Consider the following 9,938-nt stretch of genomic DNA (forward strand, 5'->3'; position numbering starts at 1 on the left):
CGCCTACAGGGCGCCTTCGGTTGGTTCAGTTACACCACTTCCAGGGACACGATCCGAGTGTCGCGCAGTGTTTCTCCCACGCCAACCACGCACCTAGCCTGCGCGAAGCGGTGCCCTCGGCAAGATTTCACGCAGCATGAGAACGCGCAGCGGCCAATACGAGCAGGGCTCACGCATTAGATGCGGGGAAATCCCGTATCACATCGCCAGGGCACTTTGTCACCGGCAGACGCAAACCACGTAAAGGTGATCCCGAGCGTTCACGACGCCGCTGCTACGCTCTCTCGAAACACAGAAAACCACCATGACGGAGACCAAACTGATTACAAGCCTGTTCGACCGCCTCAATCAAAACCAGCTCGCCCTGGGCGCCGCATTGGATCAGCGCTCCAAGTGGATCGAGCCGCGCGGATCAGCAGACCTTGCCAACAAAGTGTGCGGCGTGCCGGAAACGCTCGACGAGAATCTGGTGCTTTTTCGCCAGGGCAGTACAGCGCTAACCGTCGCGGCAGTCTGGGCCAATCGTGAGGAGGCCAATAATTCTGGACAGTTCTGGATAGATAGCGCTGCGGCACGCGACCTGAATCATCCCGGGATTCATAGCAACCGAGGGCTCCGACAGATTGGCGTAGCAGGCCGGATGGCCACCACGTCCAGAATTAAAGGTGGTGCCACAGCGAGCGGTTCCGAGAGCCGAATCGGACGTCTGATTGATACACACCGGCACCCGAAATGATCGCACTCAAACGCAATCTGTCCGAATACTCGGAGAGCGAATTTCTTGAATTGATTAAAGAAATCTGTAGCGCCGCAGGCACCGACGACTATCAAGACGAGTTGCTGGAAAACTTCATTGAGGTAACGGGTAACGCTGCCGCCTCTGACTGGATTTATTACCCAGAGAACGGTGAAGACGATTCGCCTGAAGGCATTTTGAAAATCGTAAAGGCTTGGCGCGCAGCGCAGGGCCTCGAAAGCTTCCAAGAGTAGAAATATACAAGTGTGCTTCGACAAATCGCAGGCCATCATCACCCACCTCTCGCAGAACGCATCACTGCACAAACCTTCTAGCCTCATCCGCCCATTTGTGGATTACTGGCCACAGCCCACCACCGTATTCACGCCATGAGCAAATGGATCGACCTTGCCTTCGACCGGGAAACCGGCATCGAAACCCTGCACGCGCATTTCGCGGGGCACGCGCATGCCTATGATCCGCACTGGCACGAAACCTACCTGATCGGCTTCACCGAGCAAGGCGTGCAGCGTTTCAACAGCCGTCGGGTGCGGCACGACAGTACGCCGGGCAAGGTCTTCATGCTTGAACCGGGCGACATCCACGACGGCGACGCGCCAAGCCCCGACGGGTTCACCTACCGCATGCTGTACCTGCAACCGGCGTGGCTCGAACGGGCCCTTGATGGCTTGGCGCTGCCCGGTTGCGCCGCTGGATTGCCGAGCATCGGCAGCGTGCTCCACGACGATCCCGAGCTGGCTCGGGCCACGTTGTTCGCGTTCAATGCGCTGCATAAACAGGACGTGCGCATCGTGCGCGACGCGGCCCTGGATATGTTGCTGGAACGGCTGGCGGTTCACATGTATCGCCGACCGCAACCCGCCGCCGTATCGCGCGCGCCAATGATTGCCCGACAGGCGCGCGATTACCTGATGGCTTACCACGAACAGGACATCAACCTGCACACCCTGGCCGAAGCCTGCGGCACCGACCGTTTTCGGTTGACCCGGGCGTTCAAGGCGGCCTACGGATTGGCGCCTCACGCCTGGTTGATCCAGTTGCGCCTCATTCGAGGTCGCCAGATGCTCGCTGCGGGGGTGCAGCCCGTGGAAGTCGCCACCCGGCTTGGTTTCGCCGACCAAAGTCATCTGGGGCGCTGGTTCGTACGGGCCTACGGTATGACGCCGGGCGCTTATCAGCAGCGGGCGATTGGCGCGAGTCGGCGCTGAACAAACATTCAAGACCGCCACACCCCATCCCCACCACAGTAGGCCCTGACTTCATACAGGGCCGTACCATGCTTGCGTTTATTCTCTTTGCCTTCGTCGCCTCGATCACCCCGGGGCCGACCAACCTGATCGTCCTCAGCACCAGCGCCCGGCGCGGCTGGCGACCGTGCCTGCCGATCATCCTCGGCGCGGGGGCGGGTGCAGCTTCATTGGTGTGGGTTGCCGGCACGGGCGCCAGCACGCTGATGCTGCCCGGCGTACGCCCGGTGATCAGTGCCCTCGGCTTGTGCTGGATGCTGTGGCTGGCGTGGCAAATCTTCAACGCGCCCGTGACCGCCATCGACCCGCAGGCGGGAGAGGCAACGTCTGAGCTGAGCTTGCTCGGCGCAGCCGTGTTGCAATGGGTGAACCCCAAGTCGTGGTTCATGGCCATTGCCGTGATCAGCGTGTTTACCGCACAAGGGCAAGGGCTGAATGCGTTGTGCCTGGCGTTCTTTCTGGTGTCGCTGCCGTCCCTGGCGATCTGGGCGCTGCTGGGTCGCGGCGCGGCGCGCTGGCTCAGCAATCCGGTGCAGTTGCAATGGCTGAACCGGATTCTGGCAGTGCTGTTGGTGGTTTCATCGGCGAGTACGCTGTTGCGTGGATGATGTGATAGTTGCTCTTCGGTCTTTGGCGCGAGCGTCGCGCCTTGTCTAAGGCCTGGTGCAGGGGCTGGGTTTGGGTGACATGGCCGTTTTTTATATCTCATGCATAAAAGTGGGCTGGATAGAGACTATTCAGACGCCGCTTGGACGTCTGCGTTACTACGTAAAAACCGCCAGCGCTTGGCGAGTCAGCAGACCTGAAACTTGCGTCGGAACGCGATTTGCGCGCTGGTTCTGATCGTCAAACCCGCTCGAAAACGTTTTTACACCGCCTCGGCCAAACGCTGTCGGTGGGGGCAGCCCTTTACTTCACTTTTTGATTAAGTCTTACGCAAACTTAACGAATTCCATAAAAAATCGACGAGATATAGCATTCGATCACGCACTGCATTTACCGAATGCTCGTGACGGGACAGCGCCCTCGCCCCCTCTTTTTACCGCGGGCCGGCTTACTTACTTTTACTCAAATAAAGAGAAACGTCATGAAGCTTAAAAACAAAGTAGCTTTCATTACCGGCGGCACGTCAGGTATCGGCTTGGAAACAGCAAAATTATTCCAAGCGGAAGGGGCGAATGTTGTACTGGTTGGTTCGAACGCTGAGCGTTTGGAGGTCGCTGGCAATGAACTTAATGGCAACGCTCTATTGATTCAAGCTGACCTGCGCAAGGTATCTGAGATCGAACGCGCCGTCGAAGAGACCCGTACAAAGTTCGGTCGAATCGACATTGTTTTTGCAAATGCTGGGGCCACTACTGTCGCTCCGCTGGCTGCGGTCACACCGGCGTACATCAACGACAACCTTGCCCTGAATTTCACGGGAACATTTTTCACGATCCAAAAGACGGTCCCTCTGATGAGTCAGGGCGGCAGCATTATCGTGACAACCTCTTTCCTGAACACCATAGGCTTTCCGGGCCTGTCGATTCTGGCCGCGACCAAGGCCGCAACTCGCTCTCTGGTTCGTACACTGGGCGCTGAATTGGCACCGCTGGGCATCCGTGTCAACGCTGTCAGCCCAGGCGCCATCGCGACGCCTTTCTACAGCAAGATCGGCCTGCCTGAAGACGTACTTTCCCAAGTCGCGGCCACTGTTACAGATAAGGTAGCGCTTAAGCGTTTCGGTAATCCCGCAGAGCTGGCGAAGACCGTATTGTTTTTGGCCAGCGAAGATTCGTCCTACACTACGGGGACCGAAATGGTGGTGGATGGTGGCCTGACGCAGTTTTAGTCTGCGGCTGCCGCGCCATAGAAGGATTCAAAATCGAGCGTCACGACCTAGCACTAACATTTCTTCTGCATTTTATTGGGGGCGCCACGTGGACCGATTGGATGCGATGGCAATGCTGGTGTCTTCAGCGGATGAAGGCAGTTTGTCGGCGGCTGCCAGAAAGCTGAACATACCCGTCGCAACGCTCACGCGGAACGTCAACAACCTTGAAACACTGGTGGGTACAAAGCTGCTGATAAGAACGACGAGAAAGCTCGCGTTTACTGATGCAGGTCTTGAGTACGTTGCAACCGCCAGGCGAATTTTGGAGGACGTGAGCGAATTGGAAAGGCGCGCCGCTGGCGAGTTTACGACCCCTCGGGGAGAACTCGTCGTCAGCTCGCCCGTACAAATCGCTCGCTTGCGGGTGCTTCCTGTCATCAACCAGTTTCTCGAACTCTATCCCGAGATTCGAATCCGGTTATTGCAGTCTGATCGCATTATTGATTTGGTCGATGTGCACGCCGACGTCGCCATCCGTGTCGGGCACTTGCGGGACAGTAACTTGGTCGCTAAACAAGTGGGCTCATTAAGGGTCGTGATGGTAGCCAGCCCGGCTCTTTTGGATAAATATGGTTGGCCTGAAACGCCTGAAGACTTGCAGGCGTTTCCCTGCGTTGTATTCGACAGCCCCAGTCTTTCGCCCTGGCGCTATCGCCGTCAGGATGACGGAAAAATCTGCGCCATCAACCTCGTGCCCAGGTTACTGGTTTCCTCACCCGATGCCGCTGTTGATGCCGCTATTAATGGGATCGGTGTTACGTCAATTCTTGAACACGATGTGTATGAAGCGGTGAAGGCTGGGAAACTAAAATACGTTCTTCAAAAATTTGAAGTTGAACCTATTCCGGTTCACGTGGTTTTTCTATCTCGAGATGCAATGCCTGCCAAGTTACGCCGATTTATTGATTATGCTGTACCCACACTTCGGGCATTGCTGGCCGAATTTGGCCACACACCAGGTGAAACTTAATAAATCCCGGCAACTTATCAAAAAAACATTATGAGTGCTCGCCAACTCAGAACAGTCAGCTGGTTATTCCTTTGTCAAGGTTAGTGGGCACTGGCATCTAATCACTTCTTGATCAAATGTTGTTCGCTTTTACGCAATACCCCTTCAAATCAGTTAACTGCATGATCGAACTGTTCGTAAAACGAGCTGTGCGTCATCCCTTTTGCTGAATTTTCGTCGTTTATGACTCCCCATAAGAGGCCGTTGAAATGAAACTCAAGACCAAGATCGCATTCTTTACTGGCCGTACCTCGCAGGGCTGCTTGCGCTTGACTAAGTTAGCCGTGCTGGGTGCGTGTGCTGGACTCATTTTTCAGACTCCAGCCCAGGCACAGATAGCGATAAGCAATAATGCGCTTCCCCTGAGCAGCGCCATCATTGCAGCCCAAACGGCGGTAGATACTTGCAAGGCTAATGGCTACGACGTCACAGCGACAGTCGTCGACGTGTCGGGAACGCCGCAAGTTGTTCTGCGCGGTGACCATGCGGCGATTAGCACCAAGGACAGCAGTTTTCGCAAAGCCTATACGGTGGTGACGATGGGCCCCATCTTCAACGTAGACACCACCAGCGGCTTTATCGGTGTGCTGTCCAAGTACCCGCCCCTGGTGGCGCAATCGCTAGCCAGTACCCCTAACGTCACCGCGTTGCCCGGTGGCGTAGCCTTTCAAATGAATGGCGAAACTGTTGCGGGGATTGGCGTCGGGGGCTCACCAGGTGGTGACAAGGACGAAGTCTGTGCCCAAGCAGGCGTAGCCAAGGTAGCGCGGCTTGTGAAGAAATAAGTCCGCATTGTGCTGCATCAGCAGGAGGAACCCAGGTTTGGCAAGCAGGGACGTTTCGGTCGGGTGGGTGTTTATCATCTCACCCGGCCTTTAACTGGGAAATTGCACCGTACCTGACCAGTCGGTTGCATGAGACTTGACCCGATACTTTGAATGAACGCCTCAGCGCGTCAGAATTTGCTCGCGGCCGATTGTGGCAACCTCCGGAATCACTCCACGCACTTTTTTGGCGTGATACGGATACGTTCAGGCCGGTTTCCACCGCTTTGCACGTCGGTGTTCAACGCAGGTTCCTGGTGTGTGCTCAATTCGATGGGGTATGGCCCGGTCTGCGCGAGAGCTGCCTGTGTTTGAGCGATAAAAGCTTCGTGGTTTCGTGTATAGAAGATCCACCGCCGCTGGTTCCCACCGGTCATCGTGCAGATCCACTTCGCTAGCCCTTTACCCTGCACCGCCGGCAGTATCAGCCTCTCCATTTCATCCATCCGCACACGATCTCGGGGTGCAGGCATGCCCCCCGTGGAGGCGTATTTCCAGGTGACCCGGACCTTGAAAGGTAGCGCCCGATTTTCAGTCACCGATATCGAACCCACGCCCTTGTAGAACTGGGGGACCGTCGTATCTGGAAAGTCGGAGGGCTGGTAAGAATTGTCGCCAAATTCGGCTATTTTCATCTGCCGGGAATAAACGCCCGTATCGTCGAGAAGCGCTCTGAGAGCCTCCTGCTTGCTGGCCTCGCGATCAGCCACACAATTATCGTACGGCACGCTTTTAGGCGGGCCCGTATCCAGGCATGGGTCGCGCTCGACCGGCGGCGGCGAATTGGATGGGGAACTGGAGCAGCCGGCAATAAAGACGCTGGCCAGCGCCAACAACCGGAGCCGGTTATGAACGCTTGTCTGGTGTGGACCGAAGCGTTTGCCGCCTTGGTCTTGCCCGCAAAAGTTTGCTGTGGCGTACCGCACGCCGTGGTCAGGCTCTATCAAAGGGCGTTCGGATCTTTCAGTGGCCATTGGTGTTTTTCCTTCAACTCGCGACTTCGTCCTGAAGACCCGTCTTATCCGCTAGCCGCTAAATGGCGGCGCACAGAGTAATGGCTAAATAATGGCGCTTATTCTGCCAGATAGGTTCAGTGACGGCGACAGATGGAAGAGGTCATGGCGCCGACCGCAACACCTTACATAACAAGTTCAGGAAAGAGCGTTGACTAGACGGTGACCTGAGGTTGGCCATATCACTGAGATCAGTGGCCCGGCCATGGGCAACTCAATGATCACTGAGGCTTCGGCTAGCCGTTTAGGTGCGCCCCTCAGCGGGACCGATGCCGATAGCGACGCTGTGGCGGGCGGGGCAAGTCCAGGCCGATCAGCCATTACGCACCGAAACAATGACCACGTGCCTCTTGTAAACATGAATAATCGATAAATACTTATAGTCAACGATGCCGTTCAAATATCAGCAGAAGATTATCCGTCAACCTCGTCCGGTCTAAGCACCTCACGCGTGAACAATCTCGACTCCGAAGCCTCGGTCTTGAATGAAGGTGTACAGCGGGTCAGCTTTACGAGAAGTGCATCTAAGATGCGCACGTTGTTAAGCGTCACCCGCCGTTTCACCGACAGGCCCTATTATTCGGCAGGTACCGACAGGGGCGTGCCTTTTGTCCCGGCATAGAAAACAATCAATGTAGCACCGGTGTCACCACTGACGCCTTTGTGCACAGAGTTCAGTGTTTCCGCTAACGCGCCACCTTCACGCGCTATGACTTGCTCACCCGTGACCTTATTTATTAACGTTAATGACCCTTTGATAAGATATCCGACACTGGGAATAGTATGCGTGTGCCAATCCAGGCTTGTATGAGGTGGAATCTCGACTTTAATCACCGAGAGCTCTGGTTGAGCACGAGGGTAGTCGGTTAATGGTACACCGTCCCAAGAACGATCGGTCACCAGTATTTTTTCAAACTTGAGCTGTTGCACACCATCGTTTTTTTCGGCTGCCATAGAAAAACCTGTCATGACCAAAGAAATCAATGCAAAAAACAGAGCCTTGTTCAGTACCACCCAATGACCCCGACCAAAACTTTTTAGTCTCATCGCCACCGCCCTCTGCGCGAGGAGATTAATCGACACCACGCCCAAAGCACATTCACTATTTGGCCGCCTGTTCAATTATCTTCGTTACTGCCTCAGGGTGCGTAACCATCACTACATGTGAAGCACCTTTAACAACAGTATTGGAGATTGAATGCACTCTATTGGCCATCCAATCGAAGGCTGCGACCGGGATGTTTTTATCCTTCCCTCCGTAGATAAACCATGAGGGAATCGTCTTCCAGGCCGGTATTCCGGAGGGTTCAGACAAAGCCGAATCTTTTATAGGCCTTTGCCCAGCAGCCATTAAGGCCGCTTGTTCCTCAGGAACGTCTGCTGCAAATTGCGCTTGGAATTTTGACGATTGAATATATAAATCATTTGAACCATCCTGAAGCGGCACTGGCGGAGACAGTGTGGGACCAAGTGTACTTCCCGGAAACTTTGAAGCCAGGTCGATTGATGTCTCTCCCTGGTCGGGTGCAAACGCTGCTACATAAACAAGTGACTTTACATTTTCGTGGCCCAACGCAGCGTTCGTGATCACCGTTCCACCGTAGGAATGGCCCACCAAGACCACCGGCCCTTTAATAGCGTTAATGAGTTCGGACACATAAGCAGCATCATTCTTGACGCCCCTTAGTGGGTTGGCTGCGCCGATCACCGTATACCCATCCTTGTGCAACAGTTTCGTCACGCCATCCCAACTGCTTGAGTCTGCAAACGCACCGTGCACCAGCACAATAGTCGGCTTAGGGACGGCCGAAAAAGCAGACACTGACAATGCCAACATTATTGGAGCAACCGCCGCCACCCAGCAAGTTGAAATACGCATATTGATTATTACCTCGCTATTTATAGTTAATCTCTGTTGCCGTGACCAAACGCTTCACACCGTAAATAAAACTTCTTGAATTCTTTATTTTTCATGCTAGGTTGTGAAGCGTGGATATTGACAAACTCAGAGTCAAAAAATGACAAATAAAAAACTGCTGAACATTGGCGTAGGCATCCTGGACTACCCTGGCTCAACAAAAGCAGTTATTTTTGGGTTAACTGATATGTTCGAGATTGCCAATCAACAGTCTCAGCTATTAGAAACGCCGTCACTTCATTGCCTGAAGGTGCGTACATTTGACTTACCCTTATTAACGCTCCCAGCCTCTTCTCTTAACACTGACGAGGAAAAGCTTTCCATTTTAATTATACCGCCCACTCGAAACACACTACCTGAAGACGCACAGATGTCGGTATTGTTGGCGTGGATACGTCACCAACATGGAAACGGTGCAATGATCGCGTCTGTGTGCGGCGGTGTTTACTTATTAGCGGCTTCAGGTTTGGCGGCAGGTCGGGAAATCACAACTCACTGGGCACACCGCGATGTGCTTCAAGCCCAATACCCCGACGTCACGGTCAATACTGAACAGCTGATTATAGATAACGGGGACATATTGACCGCAGGCGGCTTAATGGCCTGGACGGACATTGGACTGCTTTTGATTGATCGCTTTTTGGGCACCGAGGTCATGGTTTCAACCGCACGATTCATGATCATAGATCCTGCCCAGAGAACGCAGCAGCCTTATGCTGGATTCTACCCGAAGCTGGGCCATGGTGACGCTGCTGTTCTTAAGATCCAACACCTCATCCATCAACTTGGCGGGCAAGGTATAAATGTTTCCGACATGGCTGACAGTGCGAATTTAAACTTACGAACTTTCCTTCGTCGCTTTTACCAGGCCACCGGCTTTAACCCGGGCGAATATTGCCAACGGTTTAGAGTTTCAGCCTCCCGAAATATGCTCATCAACCCGAAAAGCACAATCGAACAGGTAGCCTGGAAATGCGGCTACCATGACGTCAGCGCCTATCGAAAGATATTCAAACGCTTTATGGGTATAAGTCCAAGCGAATACCGAAGCCGCTTTTTATTGAGTCTGTAGTGGTCAACTGATCCCGGACACGACGTTAAGTTTTTTCTCGGCCTGAGCTGGCGCCAGACCAGCGTTGAATTGATGTGGCCGAATCCAGTTGTACCGATGCATCAGATAATGGCTGATGTCTCGGTGCGCTTCTCGGGTCGTCATGTAGCCCACGGTCGGTATCCATTCGATCGTGTCCCTGGAAGTGGTGTAACTGAACCAACCGAAGGCGCCCTGTAGGCG

The 9,938-nt window shown here is 54.3% G+C and carries 11 protein-coding genes and 1 pseudogene; 8 read left to right on the plus strand and 4 right to left on the minus strand.

The features are described 5' to 3' along the window. The first annotated feature begins 304 nt into the window (after positions 1–304). The 7 genes from ACW9H9_RS27580 (at position 305) to ACW9H9_RS27610 (ending at position 5,674) form a co-directional block, all read left to right on the plus strand. Entirely contained in the window at positions 305–736 is a 432-nt protein-coding gene (locus ACW9H9_RS27580) for a hypothetical protein (RefSeq protein ID WP_457346517.1), read from the plus strand. Continuing rightward, positions 733–990, plus strand: a complete 258-nt coding sequence (locus tag ACW9H9_RS27585; protein ID WP_457346518.1) for a bacteriocin immunity protein — start codon at positions 733–735, stop codon at positions 988–990. The genes ACW9H9_RS27580 and ACW9H9_RS27585 overlap by 4 nt, the downstream gene beginning before the upstream one ends. Positions 991–1,125: 135 nt before the next feature. Then, a complete protein-coding gene (locus ACW9H9_RS27590; protein WP_457346520.1) occupies positions 1,126–1,965 on the plus strand; it encodes an AraC family transcriptional regulator in 840 nt (279 codons plus the stop codon). Positions 1,966–2,033: 68 nt separating this feature from the next. Then, the gene (locus tag ACW9H9_RS27595; RefSeq protein ID WP_457346521.1) at positions 2,034–2,612 is read left to right on the plus strand and encodes a LysE family translocator; all 579 of its coding nucleotides are present in this window, start codon (positions 2,034–2,036) and stop codon (positions 2,610–2,612) included. Between the two features lie 479 nt (positions 2,613–3,091). Next, positions 3,092–3,838: an SDR family oxidoreductase gene (locus ACW9H9_RS27600; RefSeq protein ID WP_457346522.1), complete on the plus strand. Its 747-nt coding sequence runs from the start codon at positions 3,092–3,094 to the stop codon at positions 3,836–3,838. Positions 3,839–3,926: 88 nt separating this feature from the next. Beyond that, positions 3,927–4,850 (plus strand): LysR family transcriptional regulator, encoded by a 924-nt coding sequence (locus ACW9H9_RS27605; RefSeq protein WP_457346523.1) that lies wholly within the window; start codon positions 3,927–3,929, stop codon positions 4,848–4,850. Positions 4,851–5,098: 248 nt separating this feature from the next. Beyond that, complete coding sequence (locus tag ACW9H9_RS27610; RefSeq protein WP_457346524.1) at positions 5,099–5,674, plus strand: GlcG/HbpS family heme-binding protein; 576 nt, start codon at positions 5,099–5,101, stop codon at positions 5,672–5,674. A 209-nt stretch (positions 5,675–5,883) separates the two neighbouring features. On the opposite strand, the gene ACW9H9_RS27615 is transcribed toward ACW9H9_RS27610, so the two are convergent. From ACW9H9_RS27615 to ACW9H9_RS27625, 3 genes are all read right to left on the minus strand, one after another. Continuing rightward, on the minus strand, positions 5,884–6,687 hold the full coding sequence (locus ACW9H9_RS27615) for a DUF695 domain-containing protein (protein WP_457346526.1): 804 nt from the start codon (positions 6,685–6,687) through the stop codon (positions 5,884–5,886). A 615-nt stretch (positions 6,688–7,302) separates the two neighbouring features. After that, entirely contained in the window at positions 7,303–7,809 is a 507-nt protein-coding gene (locus ACW9H9_RS27620; protein ID WP_457370493.1) for a cupin domain-containing protein, read from the minus strand. A gap of 19 nt (positions 7,810–7,828) precedes the next feature. After that, the gene (locus tag ACW9H9_RS27625) at positions 7,829–8,605 is read right to left on the minus strand and encodes an alpha/beta fold hydrolase (protein ID WP_457346528.1); all 777 of its coding nucleotides are present in this window, start codon (positions 8,603–8,605) and stop codon (positions 7,829–7,831) included. A 139-nt stretch (positions 8,606–8,744) separates the two neighbouring features. On the opposite strand from ACW9H9_RS27625, the gene ACW9H9_RS27630 reads away from it, so the two are divergent. Next, the gene (locus ACW9H9_RS27630; RefSeq protein ID WP_457346529.1) at positions 8,745–9,716 is read left to right on the plus strand and encodes a GlxA family transcriptional regulator; all 972 of its coding nucleotides are present in this window, start codon (positions 8,745–8,747) and stop codon (positions 9,714–9,716) included. 3 nt (positions 9,717–9,719) lie between these two features. Here ACW9H9_RS27630 and ACW9H9_RS27635 read toward each other — a convergent pair. Continuing rightward, a pseudogene (locus ACW9H9_RS27635) lies at positions 9,720–9,938 on the minus strand (hypothetical protein); the annotation flags it as partial.

It is taken from the genome of Pseudomonas sp. SDO5215_S409 (assembly GCF_054071325.1).